Genomic DNA, 19,597 nt, shown 5'->3' on the forward strand with positions numbered 1-19,597 from the left:
CGGTCCCGTAACCTCAGGTTTCGAGTGGATCGGCCGGCGTGATGTAGCGCGTCGATGACGGCAGCTGAGCGATGAAGCGGGCGAGCACCATGCCGGCGCACATCGCCACGACAAACATGACGGCGGAGAGCGAGCCAAATCCGAGCGCGGTCAGCGCCGGCCCCGGGCAAAAGCCTACCAGCCCCCAGCCGATGCCGAAGATCGCCGGACCTGCGACGATCCTGGGATCGATGTCTCGCCGCGTCGGCAAATAGAATCGATCAGCGAAGAATGGACGCGGAAGCTTGAGAACGCGGCTGAAGCCGACGAAGGTCACGGCCACCGCGCCCGCCATCACGAAGGCGAGGCTTGCATCCCATGTCCCTGCCTGAATGCCGGCGACGTCCAGGAAGTTCAGCACCTTTGCGGGGTTCGACATGCCGGAGACGATGAGGCCGAGGCCGAAGATCAGCCCAATCGCGAATTGAACCAGGATTGCCATCGCCGTCAGTTCCAGTGCCGCATCAAGAACACGGTCGCCATGCCGGCCGCCATGAAGGTGATGGTCGCAACCAGCGAGCGCACCGACAGCCGCGACAGGCCGCAAACGCCGTGGCCCGAGGTGCAGCCGCTGCCCCACACCGAACCGAAACCCGTGAGCAATCCGCCGATGATCAGGAGGGCCGGCCCCGCCGCGATCGTCTGCTCCGGCAGACCTCCGGTGACGAGCCGGACCAGCACGGGCGCAGCAGCAAGACCGGCGACGAAGGCAAGGCGCCCAGCGAGTTCGCTGTCCTCATAGGGCGGAAACAGCCGCGCCGCGATGCCGCTGACGCCGGCGATCCGACCCGTTGCCCACATCAGCAGAACGGCCGCGAGGCCAATCATCGCACCGCCAACGAGCGACGCGATCGGCGTAAAAGACGTCGTGACCATGACCTCTCCTGAGCGAGAGCGCCCTTGCGTAGGGCGCAAATACCATGGCCGCGCTATCCCAGCATCTCGGAAAGATGCGCGCATTGAGCTTGGTCAAACCAAAGCGTGACGGCCAAACGATATACTACAACATCGCGAGCCCGAAAGTCCGCGCAGTGCTGGAGATTCTTTGCCGGCTCTTCTGCGCCGGCAAGTCGGACTCTCGCCTTCGCAAAACGCGGGGAGCATGGGATGACCGACGACACCTTCATCGAGGGACCTCTCTACGAGAAGCGGAGGAAGGTCTATCCGCAATCGGTGCATGGCCCTTTCCGCCGCATCAAATGGGCGATCCTGTGCGTCACGCTCGGGACCTATTATCTGTTGCCGTTCGTGCGCTGGAATCGCGGACCCGGCCTGCCCGACCAGGCCGTGCTGATCGACTTCCCGCATCGGCGCTTTTACTTCTTCTTCATCGAGCTGTGGCCGCAGGAGGTCTATTATTTCACCGGTCTCCTCATCATCGCGGCGATGATTCTGTTCCTGATGAACGCGGTCGCGGGACGGCTGTGGTGCGGCTACATGTGCCCGCAGACGGTGTGGACCGACCTGTTCTACGCGGTCGAGCGTTGGGTCGAGGGCGACCGGCGCGAGCGCATGCAGGGCGACAAGCGCTACTGGACGTTCGACCATCTTCGCAAGGTCGCGCTCAAGCACTTCCTCTGGATCATGATCGCCTGGTGGACCGGCGGCGCCTGGGTGCTCTACTTTTCCGACGCGCCGACGCTGGTGAAGGAGCTCGCGACCTTCCAGGCCCCGTTCATCGCCTATCTCTGGATCGGCATCCTCACCGCCACGACCTATGTCTTTGCCGGTCACGCCCGGGAGCAGATGTGCATCTACATGTGCCCGTGGCCGCGGATCCAGGCGGCGCTGACCGACGAATGGGCGCTCAACGTCACCTATCGGCGTGACCGCGGCGAGCCGCGCATGTCCGTGAAGAAGGCGGATGCCGCGCGCGCCCATGGCGATCCCGCCGGCGATTGCGTCGACTGCCATCAGTGCATCAATGTCTGCCCGACCGGCGTCGACATCCGCCACGGCATCCAGCTCGGCTGCATCCAGTGCGGCCTGTGCATCGACGCCTGCGACAACGTCATGCGCGAGATCGGCCGGCCCCAGGGCCTGATCGGCTACGACACCGACATCAACATGCAGCGCCGACGCGAGGGCAAGCCGGCGATCTACCGCATCATCCGTCCGCGCACGCTGATCTATGCCGCGGCCATCGCCATTGTGGGCAGCATCATGCTGTACACTCTCGCCACTCGCGCGACGATGGACGTCAACGTACTGCACGAGCGCAATCCCCTCTTCGTCCAGCTTTCGGACGGCGGCGTGCGCAACGACTACACCGTGCGTATCCTCAACAAGAGTGCACAGCGATCGTTTGCGCTCGAAGTCTCCGGTCTGCCGGGCGCGACCATTCGCGTCGCCGGCATCGAGGCGGAACCCAGCGGCAAGCCCATCATCGAGGTCGGGCAGGATCAGACCCGCGAGGTCAGGCTCTCGGTACAGGTCGGGCCCAGCGACCTGCCGAAGACCTCCCGCGACATCGAGATCACCATCACCGATACCGCCAGCGGCGGCCGCGCGAGCACCCGCGATCATTTCGTGCCGGGAGACTAGCCACGATTCCTCAGGGTCACCCCTGGCCCGATGCTGAATGGAATGTTAACACTACCGCTCGAATTGCGGCGGCGTGCCAACGGTATTTTCCAATCTTTGCGCTAAGCATGGCCGGTGGCACGGGCCCCAGCTCGTGTGAACGGGGACGACGGGACGTGGTCGACATCGCGCATCAGGCTGCGATCAATCCGGCATCGGCAAGGGATGCCGCGATGGCGCGCGCGCCTGTTCCGCTTGCGGCCGTCGACACCGGCCAATGGCGCGCGCTGGCGCAGCGGGCGATCGAGCCGAACGGATATTACCTGCCCGCCTGGGAGCTCGCCGTCAGCGCAACTGCGCGCGGTCGCACCGATGCCTCGGCACTGTCCGCATTTGACGGCACTTCGGCCCGGCTGATCGGCCTGATGCCGGTGGTCTCACTCTGGCGCGCTTTGAAGATTCCCCTGCCCGCCCTGGTGAGCGCGCATCCCTATGGCACGCTGTGCAGCCCGCTGCTCGACCGCGACGCTCCGCTCGAAGCCGCTGCGCGTCTGCTGCAGCAGGCGCGCGAGGCCGGCGCGCATGCGCTCGTGCTGACCGACGTCGCGCTCGACGGCGCAGCCATGGCATCACTCAAGCAGGTGCTGAAGCGCGACCGCCTGAAGCCGAGAATCCTCAGCTCCTACATCCGCGCCAGCCTCGATGCGACGCAGGATGGAGACGCACTGTTGCGCGAGGCGCTCGGCGCCAAGAAGCTCAAGGAGCTGCGGCGCCAGCGCCACCGTCTCGAGGAGCACGGCTCCGTCGTGTTCGAGATCGCGCGCAGCTCCGACCAGATCGGACGTGCGCTCGAAACCTTTCTGCAGCTCGAAGCGAGCGGCTGGAAGGGCAAGCGGGGCACCGCGCTGGTCCAGCATCCGGGCGACGCGACCTTCATTCGCCGCGCCGTGCCGGCGCTGGCAGAGACCGCGCAGTGCGAGATCGTCACCCTTCGCGCCGGCGCGACGCCGATTGCCGCCGGCATCGTGTTGCGCCATCAGGATCGCGCCTTCTTCTTCAAGCTTGGGATCGACGAGCGCTTTGCAAAATATTCGCCGGGCGTGCAGCTCACGCTCGACCTTACCCGCCATCTCTGCGCCGACCCCGCCGTCGCCAGCGCGGACTCGACGGCGAATGCCGATCACCCCATGATCAACCCGATCTGGCGCGGACGCCTCTCCATCGGCGATGTGCTGATCCCGCTGCGGCGGCACGACCCGGTCGTGGCGCTCATTCACGGCGCGCTGGTCGGCCTCAACGCCGCGCACGAGGCCGCGCGCGGCGTGGTTCGCCGGCTCCGAAAATAAAAAGCTACTCCGCCGCCTGCGCGTTGATCTCCTCGGAGACCTGTCGGATGGCGCGGGCAAGCAGGTTCGGATCCTGCGCGCCGGAGACGGCGTACTTCTGCGCAAAGACGTAGGTCGGCACGCCGGAGATGCCCTTGTCGGCGGCTTCCTGCGCATCTGCCGAGACGCGCGCGACGTCCTCGTCGGTGGCGAGGCGCTTGCGCACGTCGTCGGCATCGAGGCCGATGTCGGCCGCCGCCTGCACCAGAACGTTCACATCCGTGAGATCGCCGCCGTCGCGGAAGTACAGCTCCATCAGGCGCTGCTTCATCTCAGGCGCCTTGCCGATCGCTTCCGCCCAGAGGATCAGGCGGTGGCAGTCAGTCGTGTTGGGCTGGCGCGCCACGAGCTCCGGCTTGTAGACGAGCCCCTCCTCGCTCGCGGCCGCGACGACGCGTCCCGCAATGCCCTTATAGGCTTCGACCGAGCCGAACTTCTGGGTGAGATAGGCCTCGCGGCTGATGCCCTCGCGCGGCACCCAGGGATTGAGGAAGAAGGGACGGAAATTGAGCTTGACCGGAACGTCAGGCACCAGCGCCAGCGCGCTCTCGATGCGATGCTTGCCGATATAGCACCAGGGGCAGACCACATCTGAGACGACGTCGATCTGGAGCGGTTTCAGCGTGCTCATGTCAGGCGCCTCCTTCGGGCACTTCGAGGGTCCGCCCGAACATAAGCCGAACCGGGGGCGGCGCAAGGCACCCGTCCTGCATGGCTCACGACTTCACCTCTGCGGTTATTGTGACCGGTTCTCCCCGCCCCGATACTTACGGCCACGATACTTACGACCACAATCAAGCCCAAAGGGGAGACCGCGATGAGCGCCATTTTCAAGCCGGACGGCGAACTGTTCCGGGCCACCGAGCATGCCGGCGGGCCGTGGTCGCCGGACATGCTGCAGGGAAGCGCCACCACCGCGCTGATGACCCGTGAGGTCGAGCGCCTCGCCGCCAGATCCGGCTTTGCTGTGCGGCGCCTGACCTTCGATCTGTGGCGGCCGGCGGGCCTGCGCCTGTTCAGGGCGGTCAGCGAGCTGCTGCGCGACGGTCGCAAGGCCAAGACCCTGCAGGTGCGGCTGATGGACGGCGAGACCGAGATCGGCCGCTGCACGGCGCTGCTGACGGCGCCGAGCGGCGAGTCGCCCATCGATCCGTTCGCGAGGCCCACGCCCGTCGACAAGGGCCCCGAGGCCGGCAGCCCGCCGCCCGCCTTCGCGCAGAAATGGAGCCGCTATTTCCAGAACGTGTCGGTGCGGCTCATTGAGGGCGCGCTGGAGAAGCCGGGCCCGGCCGCGGCCTGGATGCGGCTCGATGCGCCGCTGGTCGAGGGCGAGCCGAACACGCCGCTGCTCCAGGCGGTGCAGGCGGCGGACTTCTCCAGCGGCGTCGCGCAGATCGTCGACATGCGCCAATGGACCTTCATCAACCCGGAGATCAGCCTGTATTTCTTCCGTCCGCCTGAGGGCGAATGGATCCTGATCCGCGCCGCGACGCGCGTCGGCGCCCATGGCGCGGGCCTCACCACGGCGACACTGAGTGACCGCAACGGGCCGTTCGCGGAGGTGATGCAGGCCATGAGCTTCGAGCGGCGCGAAGCCGTGCAGGCTCAAGCGTCCTGAGCTGCAAGCGCGACCAAGGCGGCCTCGGAGGCGGCATCAACAGGCATGAACATCTCGACGCGAAGCTCCTGCAGCGTGACGTCCTGCGGGGTGCCGAGCGTCAGCACCGCACCGATCAAACCAACGCCGATATCGCCCTTGCGCAGGCGCACCTCGCAGAGCGGCCCCGGGGCCGCGTTGTCCTCGGTCGCCTCAGGCAGCTGCGGCAGCCGCATCAATTCGCGCCAGGTCGATTGCAGGGCCTCATCGAGCGGCGCGGCCATCGCCTCATGCCGCGCCCGTGCCAGCAGCGCGGCCGCAACAATCGGCCAGTTCTCGACGAACGGCTTGAGCTCGTCGGGAGCGAGGAACATGCGCATGTGGTTGAGCGGCCGCTGCATGCGTAGAGGGCCAAGCAGCATGGTCATCAGGCGCGAGGCGGCGCGATTGGCCTGCATCACGTTCCAGCGCCGGTCGGTGACGATTGCCGGGAACGGCTCGTGACGGAGAAGCAGAAGATCGATGGCACGCCGCGCCTCGGCAAGCTCCGGCGTCGACAGATCGCGCTCGCCATATTGCCGCGCGAAGCCGCCGGCCTCGAGCAGCGCATTGCGATCACGCAACGACAGATCGAGCGCCGACGCGAGCTGCAGCAGGATGTCCCGGCTTGCCGCCGCCTTCCCGGTCTCGACATAGCTCAGATGCTTGATCGAAATGCCGGCCTCGAACGCCAGCTCCGCCTGGCTCAATGCACGACGGGTGCGCCAGCCGCGCAGGAGATCACCGACGGGATTGGCCGGCCGCAATCGCCGGAACGCGCGTGTGTCCATCCGCCGATTATGCGAGCGCTGCTCCGTCCTGTAAACGGCGCTAGCGCAGCCCGGCCGCCATCTGCTTCAGCCGTTCGGCGGTGCGCTCGTCCGCCGGAAAGAACGTCTCCAGCGCCAGCTCCGACAGGGTGATGTCGACCGGCGTGCCGAACACCATGGTGGTGGAGAAGAAGCTGAGGATCTCCCCGCCATGCCGCAGCTTGAACGGGATCGCGACGTTGTCGCTCGACAGCGGGGCCGAGCGCGCTGGAATCGGATAGCTCTTCAGATCATTGTAGAGTTTGATCAGCTCCGGATCCGCTGTCGCCTCGCACTGCCGGTGCAGCCGTTCCAGGAGGTGCCCGCACCATTCGGCGAGATTGACCGTGCGCGGTGCCAACGCCTCGGGATGGAATGCCAGCCGCAGCACGTTGACGGGCTGGCCGAGCAGATGCTGCGGGATGCCATCGAGCAGCGGCGCCACCATGCGATTGGCGGAGACCAGGTTCCAGTGCCGGTCCACCGCGAGCGCCGGATTGGGCTCATGCGCTTTCAAGACGAGGTCGATCGCCGCACGGGCTGATTTCAAGGCGGGATCCTCCAGCGGGCGCTGTGGAAAGGCCGGAGCGAAACCGGCTGCGACCAGCAGCACGTTGCGTTCGCGCAAGGGCACGTCGAGCCGCTCGGCGAGCCTGAGCACCATGTCGCGCGAGGGCGCGGCGCGGCCGGTCTCGACGAAGCTCAAATGCCGCGCCGAGATTTCGGCTTCGCCGGCGAGATCGAGCTGGCTCATGCGGCGGCGCTGCCGCCATTCGCGCAAATGGTCGCCGATATGGACCGGCTGACTGCGTTCGGTGCGGGCGGTGGATGCATGTGCGTTCATGGTCAAAAGCTAGCACGCGAATTTAGGCGCTTCCATTACCACCGAGGTAATCGAAATGGGGGACGAGCACGCGCATCTTTGGTCGCAACAGGAGATGACCATGATCGCGTTGCTGCTCTACCGGACCGTCGCAGACCACGTCTTGCCCTGGGCCATGGCATTCGCAACCCGGATGCTGGCGCGCAGCCTCAACATGCCGGAGCCGCTGCTGCATTCGACCGGCGACTATGTCCTCGCGCAGGTCATCGCTTTCGAGCACGGCGTCGGCAGGAGCCTCTGCCCGTTCCGGCTCGCCCGTCTGCTCCGCGCCTGGTGGCGCGGTCGGCGCTAAAGTTCCACCCCAGCCCAACCAAGGAGACCTGAGATGATCGATGCATCGACCTTCCTGCGCCGCGCCCTCTTCGCCGACGCCGTCTTCAGCGGCGTCGCCGCACTCGGCTTCACCTTCGGCGCGACCGCGTTCGCAGCGCTGTTCAACCTGCCCGAAGCGCTGCTGCGCGAGACCGGCCTGTTCCTGATCGCCTACACCGCCTTGGTTGGCTGGCTCGCCTCGCGGGCCACGGTCGCGAAATCGCTGGTCCTGCTGGTCGTGATCGGCAACGCCGCCTGGACCGTCGGCAGCATCGCGCTGCTGCTTTCGAGCGCGGTGTCGCCGAACCTCGCCGGCCAGCTCATGGTCGTCGCGCAAGCCATCGCCACCGGCGTGTTCGCCGAGCTGCAATATGTGGGCTTGAAGAAGAGCGGGCACGCCGTGGCGGCGTGATCCTTGCGTGCCAGCTCTGCGGCGCAGACCGGGGAACGCGAAGGCTTCGTCATATCGGATCGTACCCGGATGCATGCATGACCTCGCGTTCTCGCGGCGGATTTCGCCCGAGCTTTGCTTCGTTGCTTGCGCCCTTCGGTTGCCGGAGGGCGCAGGGAAGGCCGGGCGCCGGCGGCACCCGAGTTCGTGTACAAGGAAATGCACACGGGGTGGACTACAGGTGATGCCGGTCGCCCGGCCTTCCCTGCGCGGATGGTTTTAACGGTGTCCTTCGTGCTCTCCTCGGGGAGCGTTGCACTATTGCCCCCGTCGCCTTGCGGCTTCTGATGCGCGCACCCGGTCAGGCCGCCGCATCACCTCAAGGCTTGACGCTCAGACCCCGGGCGTCAGGACCACACGACTTCTCCGTCCGCGGACGATTTGGCCTCGGCGCCCGGGACTTAGTGTGCGCACCCCAGACCATCAACCAAATCGCGTTGACCGCGCCGTGTCGTATGCGCATCGCCTGAGACTCACGGTTGCCCGCCCTGTCCTCACGCAAATCGCGCCGGCGCTACCGCGTCCACCGCACCCCGGCCCGCATCTCGTGACGATCGCGAAGCGCCCCTCTGGCAGGGCCGGGATGGCGGACGTATGCCACAAATCCGAAATTCGGAAAAGCGATATATTTCTGTGCGACGAGATTGACAGATTTTGGGTGTTTTGCCCGACGCCTCGCCGGTAGGCAGCGAGTACGGCGAGCGGCGCGGAAAAGCGATAGGTTTCGCAAGGGCTCAATTCAACCTACGGGGCCAGAGGCGCTCGCGCAGCGAGCCTCGAAGTATGAACGACCTCGATGCAAGCGGGCCGCCCCTTCGAGGGCCGCCGAAGAGGCGGGCCGCCTCAGGGTGACGGTCAGACATCTGAACGCGCTGTATCAACAGCGTCATTGCGAGCGCAGCGAAGCAATCCAGAGTCTTTCCGCGGTGGGATTCTGGATTGCTTCCGCCTTCGCCAAGGCTTCGGCGGACAAGTCGCTTTCGCTCGCAATGATGGAGTGGTGGAGACTCCGCTGCATTTCAGCCGGCAGCCTGAGGATCAATCAGGGGGACTCGTGAAAGCCGGTGGGTGCTGCGCGAGGCTACGCCTTGGCGCGGCCGACCTTGCCGGGGAAGTGCTTGCCGTTCAGCTTCTTCTTTTTCGTAGCGGTGGTTTTCGCCCCCGCCTTCTGCGCCTTGCGCTCGGCCCGCGCCTTCACCTTGGCGGATTCCGCCCGCGCCTCAGCGCGCAGCTTCTTGCGCTTCTTCTCGCATGAATCGCATTTGCAGCCGATCGGCTTCAGATAGGCTTTGAAATAGTCGGTGCCGTAATCGTAGTTGATCTCGTCGCCCGGCTCGATGTTCCTGATGGCGCGGATGAACACCTTGCGTTCGCGCGGGCGGACGTCGGACTCGGCGTTGGGCCGGCAGGAATGGTTGATGTAGCGGGCGAGGTTCTTGCGCACCGAGCCGTCGATGGTCCAGCGCCCGTTGAGCTCGAACAGATATTTGTTCTCGATCTCGTCGTGCTCGGGAATCCGCGAGTCCAGAATCGGTCCGAAATAGCGGATGATCCGGGTCCCCTTCTTGATCGGCTTGGTGGCGAAGAGGCCGAGCCCGGTCTTGGAGCGGCCGACGCGATAAGGTTTGTTCGAGGTGGCTGGCATGATCGAGAAAATGAGAACGCGAACGAGGCAGGAGGAGCCCAAGCGAAGCCGCTCTTGTAGAACGATTCCGCGCTTCTGTCAGGTATATCCCAACCCTGTTTGAACCTTGCCCACAATCAAGACGTCTGATGGAACGAAGTTCCCAGTCCATCAAAGCCTCACATGAACCGTATCACTACTATTGGCTTGGCCGTCCTGATGGCTTGCATCGGCCTGAACAGCGCCGACGCCCAATCCCTGGGCAGCAGCTACACCTCGACGGCACCAAAAGATTGCCGGCAGATCGGCAAGCCCGGCGCGCTCGACGGCAGCAGCACGCGGGTTTGTCCGGGCAAGGACGGCCTGATCGTGCTGATCGCCGAGGACGACCTTCGCGAGATCGTCGCGGTCGGACGCAACCGCAAGGCAGCAGCTGAGGAACCGGCGGCAAAAGTCTGGTTCGCCCCGTTCAATTCGTCGGAGACGACCATCGAATGGCGCGCTGACGGCGCAAGGCCGTTCGCGATCATCCAGCGCTGGCACATCGCCGACAATTCCGATCCCGACAAGCAGGGGCGGCCGAACACCAAGGCCATGCTGGTGGTGACCCGGCTGCCGCCGGGCCCGGTCTGCCACGTCGCCTATGTCGACGCGATCGCCAACCCGAACGCCAACGAGCTCGCGCGCAAGGCCGCCGACGATCTCGCCCGCGGCTTCGCTTGCGGCAAGGACGAGGTCAAGATCATCGGCACACGCGGCCGCGCCGTCGAGCTCGCGACAATGCGCTAGGCATTGTCCTTGATGCGGCGGTAGCGCGCCAGCAGGCGCTCGCCCTTCGCGGCAATGCGCCTGGCCGCTGCCACCGTCCTCGGAACAGGCTCGCCCCAGGCATGTGCCGACAATGCGTGCCGGGTCGGCTGACCCTTGGCATCGACCAGCGGTGGCACTTTGGCGCGGCCGTAGAAGCGAACCGCCCAGCTTCCCTTCCGGCGCATTTCCTGCGGGGTCATCTCGGATTGTATCTTGGTGACGCCTGGTCGCAGATGGGAACCCTGCTTGCGGGCGAAAGCCTTTCTGCCAGCTGCTGTCAGCCCGCCCCGCGGATCCTTTTCGCGCGCGGAGGCGACGCGCTTGCGCGAGGACTTTGAGGTCTTCTTTGCGTTACGCTTGCCGGTTTTCCTGACAGATTTCTTCGCAGACTTTGCCTTGGAGGATTTCGACTTGGAAGGCGTCTTCCTCTTGGAGGTCTTCTTCGCTGCCACGCGCATGTTGTCCACGAGGTTGGGATAGCGTCGCCCGGCGCGGCGGGCGCGTGCCTTCGCCGCCGATTTCTGTGCAGGACTGAGATGCTTGGATGCCTTACCCGCGCGTTTACGGGGGTTGGCACGTTTCCAGGGAGAGCGCGATGCCTTTGCCATGGCGCATCAACGCTTGAATAAAGCAAGAGTTGCGTCACACCTGGTGATCAGGAGCCGGGCAGCTTACCGGTCACTGGAGCGGTCAGCATCGTCTCGAGCAGCCGCTCGGCCGTCGTTCCCTCCGGCAGCCGCGCGAGAATGTCCTTCAGCCGTCCGTCGAGCAGCAGCATGGTGAAGCCGTGAACCAGCGACCAGGCTCGCGCGATCGCGGCGCCCTGGTTCAGCGTCAGCGCGTCGCCGCTGATCTGCTCCTGCCGCATCATGCCGATCGCATTGGTAAGGCCGGCGAAAGATGCCTCGGCCGCCTCGTGCAGCGACGGCCTTGAATAGTCCAGCCGCTCGGTGCGGAACATGATGCCGTACATGCCGGGATGGGCCTGCGCATAGGCGATGTAGGCTTTCGGCCGCGCCAGCGCGGCTTCGAGCGGCGTGGTGGCGGCATCGCACGAAGCGTTCATGACCGCGTTGAACTGGCGGAAGCCGACGGCCGCGAGCTCGCTGAGCAGGCCCGTCAGGTCGCCGAAATGATGGGTGGGAGCGGCATGCGAGACGCCGGCCTCGCGCGCCACCGCGCGCAACGTCAGGCCAGCGAGCCCGTCGCGCTCCAGCACCCGTTCGGCGGCCTGGAGCAGCGCCTCGCGGAGCGCGCCGTGATGATACGGCGTCTCGGTCTTGGCGGTTCTGGCGCGCCGCGAGGCGCGCGATGCCGCGGTCGAGGTGGTTTTTCTTAGGGCACGCGGGCTGCGCGCCGCGTCGCCCTTGGTGTCTGTCTTGGCCATTTGCAAGCTATATGACGCAATATTGACAGTGTAAAGATTTCGCTTGACGAAAGCTGCGATCGGGTCTACTCAATCTTTACGATGTAAAGATAAGGGAGGATTCGCCGTGCAGCACGACGCCATGGCCGAGCGCAGCAACAATATCGCGCCGATCCCATTCGAGGCCGACGCGCCCTTCCTGAAGATCGTCGGCGAATTGCCGCGTGAGCTGAACGGCACGCTGTACCGCAACGGCCCCAATCCGCAGTTCGATTCGCCCGGCGCGCACTGGTTCGTCGGCGATGGGATGCTGCACGCCTTCCATCTCGAGAACGGGCGCGCCAGCTACCGCAACCGCTGGGTCCGCACGCCGAAATGGCTCGCCGAGCACGACGCCGGCCGCGCGCTGTTCGGCGGCTTCGGCCGCAAGCTGCCGGATGCGCCGGCGAGCCTGACCGACGGCGGCGTCGCCAACACCAACATCATCTTCCACGCCGGCAAGCTGCTGGCGCTGGAAGAAGCGCATCTGCCGACGGAGATCGAGCCGGGCACGCTGGCGACGCGCGGCTATCACGATTACCAGGGCCGCGTCGCCGGCAGCTTCACCGCGCATCCCAAGATCGATCCCGTCACCGGCGAACTGGTGTTCTTCGGCTACAACGCGGCGGGCCCGCTGACGCCGGCCCTCTCCTACGGATCGATCGACGCAACAGGCAAGGCGACGCGATTCGAGCGGTTCGAGGCGCCCTACGCCAGCATGGTGCACGACTTCATCGTCACCGCGAACCATGTGCTGTTTCCGATCCTGCCGATCACCGGCAGCATCGGGCGCGCGATGAGCGGACGGCCGCCTTATGCCTGGGAGCCGGACAAGGGCGCCTATGTCGGGGTGATGAAGCGCAGCGGCACGGCCAAGGACATTGTCTGGTTTCGTGCCGAAGCGTGCTACGTCTTCCATGTCATGAATGCGTGGGAGGACGAAAACCGCATCGTCGCCGACGTCATGCAGTTCGAGGAAGCGCCGCTGTTTCCGCATCCGGACGGCCGCCCCACCGATCCCGAGAAATCGCGCGCCCGCCATTGCCGCTGGACCTTCGATCTCGCAGGCAATACCGACCGCTTCCAGCAGACGTATCTCGACGATCTCACCGGGGAATTCCCGCGCATCGACGATCGCCGCGCCGGCCTGAAGAGCCGTCACGGCTGGTACGCCTGCGCCAATCCGAAACTGCCGATGTTCGGCGCGCTGTCGGGCATCGTCCATGTCGACGGCAACGGCAGGCGGCTCGGCCAATATCTGCTGCCGGCCGGCGACACCATCTCCGAGCCTGTTTTCGTCGAGCGATCCAGGGATGCCGCCGAAGGCGACGGCTGGCTGCTCGCGGTGGTCTGGCGTGCGCGGGAGAACCGCAGCGATCTCGCCGTGTTCAACGCCACCGATATCGAGGCGGGTCCTGCCGCCCTGGTGCAGCTCGGACATCGCGTCCCCGACGGCTTCCACGGCAATTGGGTCGGCGCGGCGTAGCCCTCGTCAACGGGCGCGAGGAGATCGCGATCCCGGAATCCACGTGGATATTGCGTGGTCAAAGAAGGCCGATGCACATGCTCTCGATCACCGCGGACTCCATCGCTGTCCTCGCCCCGGCCGGCGCCGCACTTGCATTCCTGGCGATGCGACTGCGCCGGCGCAGCCTCACGTTCTTCGAAGGCGGCGCCCTGCTCGCGGCCGGCCTTCTGCTCGCCGCCGCACTCCCCATGGTGTCGCGCCTGCCCTGGACGGGGCTGGTCGACGAGATGACCGGCCAGCTCGTTGCAGCATTTCATTTTCTGGAGGTCGTTTACGTCGTCTTGACGTTGTAAGAGACGGGCGGTCCGGCGCGGCTCCCTGTCTCGCGCATCGCGCTCTGCTTGTTGCGGTTCCGAATCCCGCGCTGCTGGTCCCGGCCTGGCATTCTGGTCGGGGGCTGCCATGCGCTATCTCGTACGCGGTTGTCTTCACAAAGTGATATGCCGGGCATCGCCGGATCAAGTAGGGTGCGGCAGTCTGCGCCCTGCCCACGACCGCGAAACAGGAATGACGATGAAGGACGTATTCGCCCGCCTCGCCTCCGACCTCCTCTCCGTTATCATCTTCCTGGCCGTCTATCTCCTCACCGACAACGTGATCCTCGCAACGGCGGTGGCGATTGCCGGCGCGTTCGCGCAGGTGCTCTATGCGCGCCTCAAGGGACAGCCGCTCCACTACATGACCTATGCGAGCCTCGCTCTGGTCATCGTGCTCGGCGGTATCACGCTGCTGACCAATGATCCGCGCTTCATGCTGGCAAAACCCTCGATCGCACATTTCGCGATCGGCGCGATCATGCTCAAGCGCGGCTGGATGCTGCGCTACATGCCGCCCGTCATCGTCGAGACCGTCCCGGAATATGTCACCATCGCGGGCTATGCCTGGGCGGCGCTGATGTTCGTGATCGGCGCCGGCATGATGGCAGTCGCCGCCACCGGCGATCTGAAGCTCTGGGCGTTCTATCTTATGGTGGTCGCAGGCGGCGCCAAGATCCTGGCTTTTGCCGTGCAGTACTTCGTTCTGCGGCTGATCGTAACCAACCGCCGACGCGCCGCTGCCCGCGCCTAAATGCCCTACCGGAGCGTTAGGCAGGAGCTGCGAGTTGGGCTATAGGCTCGGCCAGGGACGGCCGCGGATCGTCGCGGACCGCCGCAATCTGTTCGGGAGACGGGAATGGCCGTAGACGGCAACTGGAATCTGACCATGACGACGCCGATGGGCGAGCGCCAGGCGACGCTGAGCCTGAAGGCTGCTGGCGGCACGCTCACGGGCACGCAGGGCGCGGAAGGCAATACCACCGAGATCTTCGACGGCACCGTCTCCGGCGACAACGTCTCCTGGAAGGTCTCGATCGACAAGCCGATGCCGCTCACGCTCGAATTCACCGGCACGGTCTCCGGCGACAGCATCAGTGGCGAGATGGGCATCGGCCCGATGGGCAGCTTCCCGTTCACCGGCGCGCGGGCGTAAACCGCGCGCTGCACCGATGCGTGCGCTCCTCCTCATCGCGGCGGCAGTCCTGTCTGCCGTAGCACAGGCCGCGCGCGCAGGTGACAGCGAACCGGCGTGGCGCGCGAGCGGGCTCGCCTTGGTGCCGGCAGGCTATGTTGCCGGCACCGCTTATCGAACCGAGGGGTCGACCGGTTATCTCGCGGTCTATCCCGCGACATCGAACGATCCGAAGACACCGGGGAGCGTCTTTGCGGCGCGCCAGGTTCTGGTCGTCACGCTGACTGCGGACGCGACGCGGGCGACGTCAGCCGAGCTGAAGCCGCGCACCGGGCCGGCCCCTGATAACGACGACAATGATTTCGCCGGGATGCACGCCGAGCTCGCCGCCAAGCGCGCAAACCTGCCTGCTGGCACCGAGCCCTGCGATCTCGGCGCCTGGTCCGTCGACAAGGATTCCAGCGGCCTCAACGTGCGCGCCGAGCCGTCGATCAAGGCGCGCGTGCTTGGCACCTTGCCGCCGCCCTACCGGCTGAGGCTCGGCGGCGCCGAGAACACGCCCGAGGGCGGCTGGCTCACCGAATTCCGCATCATCGGCTTCAAGGACGGTTGGTTCCTGATCGAAGGCGCGAGGCCGCCGGGCAAGGACTATGAGGACGAGACGCGATATCCGCGCAGCGCGCCGAGGCCCTATGCCGGGCGCGGCTGGGTCGCCTCGAACAAGGTCGGCGCGAACTATGCCAATGGCACCACGCGCATGGGCGGGCTGTTTCAGGCGCCCTTCATCGATGCCAAATGGATGCCGGCCCAGCGCGAGCTCGGCGGGCCGCTCGACACCGACGGCGGCCCGAAGCGCATCTTCGCCTGCAGTGGGCTCTGGGGTCTGGTCGAGAGCCACGACGGCGTCCGCGGCTGGTGGCGCGCGCTGTGCTCCAACCAGGTCACGAATTGCAGTTGAGGCGCTGAAGCATTGGCTTCGTCATGGCCGGGCTTGTTGTTCAGCCATCCACGGCTTCTTTGCGGCACTAAGAACGTGGATGCCCGGGCCTTCGCCTCGCCGAAGCGGCTTCGGCCGCGCAGGCGGGACAAGCCCGGGCATGACGATCATTGTTACGGCACGAGCATCTTCCCCCGCGCGCGTGCGGGTGAAGCAACTAGCCCAAATTCAACTCCTTGAAGAAGTCGTTGCCCTTGTCGTCGATGATGATGAACGCCGGAAAATCGACGACCTCGATGCGCCAGATCGCTTCCATGCCGAGCTCGGGATATTCGAGCACCTCGACCTTCTTGATGCAGTGCTCGGCGAGGTTCGCCGCGGCGCCGCCGATCGAGCCGAGATAGAAGCCGCCGTATTTCTTGCAGGCCTCCCGCACGCTAGGGGCGCGGTTGCCCTTGGCGACCATCACCATCGAGCCGCCGGCAGCCTGGAACTGGTCGACGAAGGAATCCATGCGGCCCGCGGTGGTCGGACCGAACGCGCCGGAGGCGTAGCCCTCGGGCGTCTTGGCGGGACCGGCATAATAGACCGGATGGTTCTTGAAATAGTCCGGCAGCGGCTCGCCCTTCTCCAGCCGTTCGCGCAGCTTGGCGTGGGCGCTATCGCGCGCGACGATCATGGTGCCCGTCATCGAGACCCGCGTCTTGATCGGATATTTCGAGAAGGTCGCCAGGATGTCCTTCATCGGCTGGTTGAGGTCGATCTTGACGACCTCACCGCCGAGCGACTCTTCGACCTGCGGCAGGTATTGCGCCGGATTGTGCTCGAGCTCCTCGAGATAGACGCCGTCCCTGGTGATCTTGCCGAGCACCTGGCGGTCGGCCGAGCAGGACACGCCAAGCCCGATCGGCAGCGAGGCGCCGTGGCGCGGCATGCGGATCACGCGCACGTCGTGGCAGAAATACTTGCCGCCGAACTGCGCGCCCACTCCCAGGCTCTGCGTCATCTTATGGATTTCCTTCTCCATCTCGACGTCGCGGAAGGCGTTGCCGTCGGGCGAGCCGTGCGTCGGCAACGCATCGAGATAGCGCGCCGAAGCGAGCTTCACCGTCTTCATGCACAGCTCGGCCGAGGTGCCGCCGATCACGATGGCGAGGTGATAAGGCGGGCACGCGGCAGTGCCGAGGGTGAGGATCTTTTCCTTCAGGAACGCGAGCAGCCGGTCCTTGGTCAGCACCGAGGGCGTGGCCTGGAACAGGAAGCTCTTGTTGGCGGAGCCGCCGCCCTTGGCCATGAACATGAACTTGTAGGCGTCGTCACCCTCGGCGTAGATCTCGCACTGCGCCGGCATGTTGTTGGCGGTGTTCTTCTCCTCGTACATCGAGAGCGGCGCGACCTGCGAGTAGCGCAAATTGCGGCGCAGGTAGGCGTCACGCGCGCCTTCGGACAGCGCCGCCTCGTCGTCACCGTCGGTGATGACGTTGCAGCCCTTCTTGCCCATGATGATCGCGGTGCCGGTGTCCTGGCACATCGGCAGCACGCCGCCGGCCGCGATATTGGCGTTCTTCAAGAAGTCCAGCGCGACAAACTTGTCGTTCGGGCTCGCCTCGCCGTCCTCCAGGATCGCGCGGAGCTGCTTCAGATGGCCGGGGCGCAGATAGTGGTTGATGTCGCCAAAGGCCGCCTCCGACAGCGCCCGCAGCGCCTCGCGCGACACCACCAGCATGTCCTTGCCGAGCACCTTCTCGACCCTGACGCCCTCGGACGAAATCTTCTTATAGGGCGTCTCGTCCTTGCCCAGCGGGAACAGCGGGGTGTGCTTGTAGGGCGGAACGGGCTTGGACTGGTCGGGGAAGGCAGTGGGAGCGTTCATGGGGCAAATCTCGGGGGTTTGCGGCCCTGACGGGCCTCTCAGCATAGAAGCGTTCTAAGCGCATTCTAGCCAGAAAAGAAAGGGAGCGGTGCGCATGGGAGGGGTAGGTTCGGCACGGGAAGGCATTGGCACAGCTCGTGGAAATGCCTCTGCCCACCCTTGCGATTCGCGTCCGCCGACGCTTGAATGCGTGCCCTAAGGGGCTTTTCATCATGACATTGAAACTGAACGTCCGCGGCGCGATCCTGGTCGCCGCCGCCTTCACCGGCCTTGTGGCTCTCGCTTCGCCTGCCCGCGCCGATCGCTGCGACGACAGCGCCAAGGAGCTGGCGAGCCAGGTCGATCGCCTCAAGGTGAATTTTCGCGCCGCCAATGTCGTTTACCTGACGCACCCGGCGGCCAAGGAGCTGTCCGTGGGTTGCCGCGGCGACAAATATTCCATCGAGCTCTACGCCAAGGGTGATCGCAAGCCGAAGCCGGAATTCTACGCGCTGGTCGGCTCGATGGCGGCGATCGTCTTCACCGTGACCAAGGACGACACCACGACGGGAGCGACGCGCTGCCTGAAGCGGATGGGTCTATTGCGCGGCGACAAGGTCACCATGCGCTACCGCCGGCTCAACATGGAATGCACCCGCACCAAGACAGAGGCGTCCATCGCCATCACGCGCGGCAAGGACGAATAGGGACGCAGTTGGGCCGCGACGGGTCGCCACGTACTCCGTCGTTGCGAGCGCAGCGAAACAATCAAGTCTGTCGCCGCGGAGAGAGTCTGGATTGCTTCGTCGCAAGGGCTCCTCGCAATGACGGGGAGATATCTGTGTTCGTACTCGCACCGCGTGGATGAAGCGGAAGACGACCTATCCCACCGCGCCGATTCCCTCACATTTTAACGATTGGCTTGAAGGAAATTTCGCTCCTCGCAGGGCAGGCTTGATTGTTTCCATGTGTGAGGATTTGCGGATGAAGGTTTCTAACGTTGCGCCCCCGCCGATCGCGATCGTGGTTCCGAACTACGACACGACCAAGCCGCAGGACGATCAGACAAAGGTCAAGGACGAGAATCCGACCTTCAAGCCGCAGCCGCCGGCGCCGCTGCCGCCGGGTCAGGGCACGCGGATCGATCAGCTCGCCTGATCAGGCGTCCCGAGACCGAAGCGCCCGATCCGGTCGATCGGGCTTTTGGCGTGTCCGGCCGCATCTTTGCCGGATAGCTGCACCAGGATCATGCGCCGTTCACTCGGGACCTGCGCATGTTCGCACGGCTGCTATTGCGGAACACGGTGTTCGTCGTCGGCATGGGCGCGCTGCTGTTCGCGTGCGCGGGGACGCTGCATTGGCCGTCGGCCTGGACCTTCCTCGCAACCTCCGCTCTGCTCGGCCCACTCTGCGGCTGGTGGCTCTACCGGACCGATCCGGCGCTGCTCGCCGAACGCCTGCGGCCGGTGCTGCAAAAGGATCAGCCTGCCGCCGACAAGATGTTCATGGCGCTGTTCATCGTCGCCATCCTGGCCTGGCTTGTCCTGATGGGGCTCGACCGGCGTGTTCGATCCTCTGACATGTCGACGGCGTTGCAGGTGCTCGGACTCGGGCTGTTCCTGGGCTCGACACTGTTCACCATGTGGGTGTTCCGCGAGAACTCGTTCGCCGCGCCCGTGGTGAAGCTGCAAGCCGAGCGCGCGCAGCACGTGATCTCGACCGGACCCTATGCCTATGTCCGTCATCCCATGTACAGCGGCATGATCCTGTTCTTCACCGGCGTGCCGTTGCTGCTGGGATCGTGGTGGGGACTTGCGATGATGCCGCTCCTCCTCGCCTTGCTCGCGGTCCGCATTCCGATCGAGGAGCGCACGCTGCGCGAGGGTCTGCCCGGCTACACCGATTACACGGCGCGGGTGCGCCATCGCCTCATCCCCGGCGTCTGGTGAACGCG

General features: G+C 65.4%; 24 protein-coding genes and 1 pseudogene. 16 read left to right on the plus strand and 9 right to left on the minus strand.

Translation table 11 applies throughout. The features are described 5' to 3' along the window. Positions 1 to 13: 13 nt before the first annotated feature. Positions 14 to 481 (minus strand): DUF6691 family protein, encoded by a 468-nt coding sequence (locus tag I6F09_RS07010; protein WP_225187736.1) that lies wholly within the window; start codon positions 479 to 481, stop codon positions 14 to 16. A gap of 5 nt (positions 482 to 486) precedes the next feature. Then, positions 487 to 915, minus strand: coding sequence for a YeeE/YedE family protein (locus tag I6F09_RS07015; protein ID WP_036013017.1), 429 nt, complete (start codon positions 913 to 915; stop codon positions 487 to 489). Positions 916 to 962: 47 nt separating this feature from the next. On the opposite strand from I6F09_RS07015, the pseudogene I6F09_RS07020 reads away from it, so the two are divergent. The 3 genes and pseudogenes from I6F09_RS07020 to I6F09_RS07030 all read left to right on the plus strand — a co-directional run. Continuing rightward, positions 963 to 1,103 (plus strand): annotated as a pseudogene (locus tag I6F09_RS07020) (transcriptional regulator); the annotation flags it as partial. Between the two features lie 43 nt (positions 1,104 to 1,146). Beyond that, the gene (gene ccoG / locus I6F09_RS07025; protein WP_225187737.1) at positions 1,147 to 2,583 is read left to right on the plus strand and encodes a cytochrome c oxidase accessory protein CcoG; all 1,437 of its coding nucleotides are present in this window, start codon (positions 1,147 to 1,149) and stop codon (positions 2,581 to 2,583) included. A gap of 155 nt (positions 2,584 to 2,738) precedes the next feature. Then, positions 2,739 to 3,908 carry a GNAT family N-acetyltransferase gene (locus I6F09_RS07030; RefSeq protein ID WP_225187738.1) on the plus strand — a complete coding sequence of 390 codons (1,170 nt, stop codon included), beginning with the start codon at positions 2,739 to 2,741 and terminating at the stop codon, positions 3,906 to 3,908. 4 nt (positions 3,909 to 3,912) lie between these two features. Here I6F09_RS07030 and I6F09_RS07035 read toward each other — a convergent pair whose 3' ends face one another. Next, positions 3,913 to 4,578 (minus strand): DsbA family oxidoreductase, encoded by a 666-nt coding sequence (locus I6F09_RS07035; RefSeq protein WP_036043828.1) that lies wholly within the window; start codon positions 4,576 to 4,578, stop codon positions 3,913 to 3,915. A gap of 186 nt (positions 4,579 to 4,764) precedes the next feature. Between I6F09_RS07035 and I6F09_RS07040 the strand changes: the two genes are divergently transcribed. After that, positions 4,765 to 5,565 (plus strand): thioesterase family protein, encoded by an 801-nt coding sequence (locus I6F09_RS07040; protein ID WP_225114246.1) that lies wholly within the window; start codon positions 4,765 to 4,767, stop codon positions 5,563 to 5,565. Here I6F09_RS07040 and I6F09_RS07045 read toward each other — a convergent pair. Together I6F09_RS07045 and I6F09_RS07050 are read right to left on the minus strand one after the other, a co-directional pair. Beyond that, positions 5,553 to 6,374: a helix-turn-helix transcriptional regulator gene (locus tag I6F09_RS07045; RefSeq protein ID WP_225187739.1), complete on the minus strand. Its 822-nt coding sequence runs from the start codon at positions 6,372 to 6,374 to the stop codon at positions 5,553 to 5,555. The two genes, I6F09_RS07040 and I6F09_RS07045, sit on opposite strands and share 13 nt — an antisense overlap. Before the next feature lie 40 nt (positions 6,375 to 6,414). Then, complete coding sequence (locus I6F09_RS07050) at positions 6,415 to 7,236, minus strand: helix-turn-helix transcriptional regulator (protein WP_157280780.1); 822 nt, start codon at positions 7,234 to 7,236, stop codon at positions 6,415 to 6,417. A gap of 100 nt (positions 7,237 to 7,336) precedes the next feature. Here I6F09_RS07050 and I6F09_RS07055 point away from each other — a divergent pair, with 100 nt between their 5' ends. Together I6F09_RS07055 and I6F09_RS07060 are read left to right on the plus strand one after the other, a co-directional pair. Then, positions 7,337 to 7,567, plus strand: coding sequence for a hypothetical protein (locus I6F09_RS07055; protein WP_197424487.1), 231 nt, complete (start codon positions 7,337 to 7,339; stop codon positions 7,565 to 7,567). A 33-nt stretch (positions 7,568 to 7,600) separates the two neighbouring features. After that, positions 7,601 to 7,999, plus strand: coding sequence for a hypothetical protein (locus tag I6F09_RS07060; RefSeq protein WP_225187740.1), 399 nt, complete (start codon positions 7,601 to 7,603; stop codon positions 7,997 to 7,999). A gap of 1,120 nt (positions 8,000 to 9,119) precedes the next feature. Here I6F09_RS07060 and I6F09_RS07065 read toward each other — a convergent pair. Continuing rightward, positions 9,120 to 9,683, minus strand: a complete 564-nt coding sequence (locus I6F09_RS07065; RefSeq protein ID WP_036013055.1) for an SET domain-containing protein — start codon at positions 9,681 to 9,683, stop codon at positions 9,120 to 9,122. Positions 9,684 to 9,845: 162 nt separating this feature from the next. Here I6F09_RS07065 and I6F09_RS07070 point away from each other — a divergent pair, with 162 nt between their 5' ends. Further along, a complete protein-coding gene (locus I6F09_RS07070; protein WP_036013042.1) occupies positions 9,846 to 10,451 on the plus strand; it encodes a hypothetical protein in 606 nt (201 codons plus the stop codon). On the opposite strand, the gene I6F09_RS07075 is transcribed toward I6F09_RS07070, so the two are convergent. Then, a complete protein-coding gene (locus I6F09_RS07075) occupies positions 10,448 to 10,753 on the minus strand; it encodes a DUF6321 domain-containing protein (RefSeq protein WP_225187768.1) in 306 nt (101 codons plus the stop codon). The two genes, I6F09_RS07070 and I6F09_RS07075, sit on opposite strands and share 4 nt — an antisense overlap. On the opposite strand from I6F09_RS07075, the gene I6F09_RS07080 reads away from it, so the two are divergent. Continuing rightward, the gene (locus I6F09_RS07080; protein WP_225114263.1) at positions 10,719 to 10,952 is read left to right on the plus strand and encodes a hypothetical protein; all 234 of its coding nucleotides are present in this window, start codon (positions 10,719 to 10,721) and stop codon (positions 10,950 to 10,952) included. The genes I6F09_RS07075 and I6F09_RS07080 overlap by 35 nt on opposite strands. 175 nt (positions 10,953 to 11,127) lie before the next feature. Here I6F09_RS07080 and I6F09_RS07085 read toward each other — a convergent pair whose 3' ends face one another. Next, positions 11,128 to 11,859 carry a TetR/AcrR family transcriptional regulator gene (locus I6F09_RS07085; RefSeq protein WP_225139744.1) on the minus strand — a complete coding sequence of 244 codons (732 nt, stop codon included), beginning with the start codon at positions 11,857 to 11,859 and terminating at the stop codon, positions 11,128 to 11,130. A gap of 106 nt (positions 11,860 to 11,965) precedes the next feature. Here I6F09_RS07085 and I6F09_RS07090 point away from each other — a divergent pair, with 106 nt between their 5' ends. The 5 genes from I6F09_RS07090 to I6F09_RS07110 all read left to right on the plus strand — a co-directional run bounded on the left by I6F09_RS07090 (position 11,966) and on the right by I6F09_RS07110 (position 15,812). After that, positions 11,966 to 13,363, plus strand: coding sequence for a carotenoid oxygenase family protein (locus tag I6F09_RS07090; RefSeq protein WP_225187741.1), 1,398 nt, complete (start codon positions 11,966 to 11,968; stop codon positions 13,361 to 13,363). Between the two features lie 77 nt (positions 13,364 to 13,440). Then, positions 13,441 to 13,698: a hypothetical protein gene (locus tag I6F09_RS07095; RefSeq protein WP_345944173.1), complete on the plus strand. Its 258-nt coding sequence runs from the start codon at positions 13,441 to 13,443 to the stop codon at positions 13,696 to 13,698. Between the two features lie 220 nt (positions 13,699 to 13,918). Next, positions 13,919 to 14,473: a septation protein IspZ gene (locus I6F09_RS07100; protein WP_036013049.1), complete on the plus strand. Its 555-nt coding sequence runs from the start codon at positions 13,919 to 13,921 to the stop codon at positions 14,471 to 14,473. Between the two features lie 105 nt (positions 14,474 to 14,578). Continuing rightward, entirely contained in the window at positions 14,579 to 14,875 is a 297-nt protein-coding gene (locus I6F09_RS07105) for a hypothetical protein (RefSeq protein ID WP_036013050.1), read from the plus strand. Between the two features lie 16 nt (positions 14,876 to 14,891). Further along, a complete protein-coding gene (locus tag I6F09_RS07110) occupies positions 14,892 to 15,812 on the plus strand; it encodes an SH3 domain-containing protein (protein WP_225114256.1) in 921 nt (306 codons plus the stop codon). 196 nt (positions 15,813 to 16,008) lie between these two features. Here the strand turns inward: I6F09_RS07110 and I6F09_RS07115 are convergent, their stop codons facing one another. After that, entirely contained in the window at positions 16,009 to 17,664 is a 1,656-nt protein-coding gene (locus tag I6F09_RS07115; RefSeq protein WP_036027899.1) for a fumarate hydratase, read from the minus strand. A gap of 212 nt (positions 17,665 to 17,876) precedes the next feature. Between I6F09_RS07115 and I6F09_RS07120 the strand changes: the two genes are divergently transcribed. From I6F09_RS07120 to I6F09_RS07130, 3 genes are all read left to right on the plus strand, one after another. Next, entirely contained in the window at positions 17,877 to 18,350 is a 474-nt protein-coding gene (locus I6F09_RS07120; protein ID WP_036013057.1) for a hypothetical protein, read from the plus strand. 277 nt (positions 18,351 to 18,627) lie between these two features. Further along, positions 18,628 to 18,801: a hypothetical protein gene (locus I6F09_RS07125; protein WP_225187742.1), complete on the plus strand. Its 174-nt coding sequence runs from the start codon at positions 18,628 to 18,630 to the stop codon at positions 18,799 to 18,801. 116 nt (positions 18,802 to 18,917) lie between these two features. Further along, on the plus strand, positions 18,918 to 19,592 hold the full coding sequence (locus I6F09_RS07130; RefSeq protein WP_225187743.1) for an isoprenylcysteine carboxylmethyltransferase family protein: 675 nt from the start codon (positions 18,918 to 18,920) through the stop codon (positions 19,590 to 19,592). The last annotated feature ends 5 nt before the right edge of the window (positions 19,593 to 19,597 follow it).

It is taken from the genome of Bradyrhizobium sp. IC3195 (assembly GCF_020193585.1).
GTDB lineage: Bacteria > Pseudomonadota > Alphaproteobacteria > Rhizobiales > Xanthobacteraceae > Bradyrhizobium > Bradyrhizobium yuanmingense.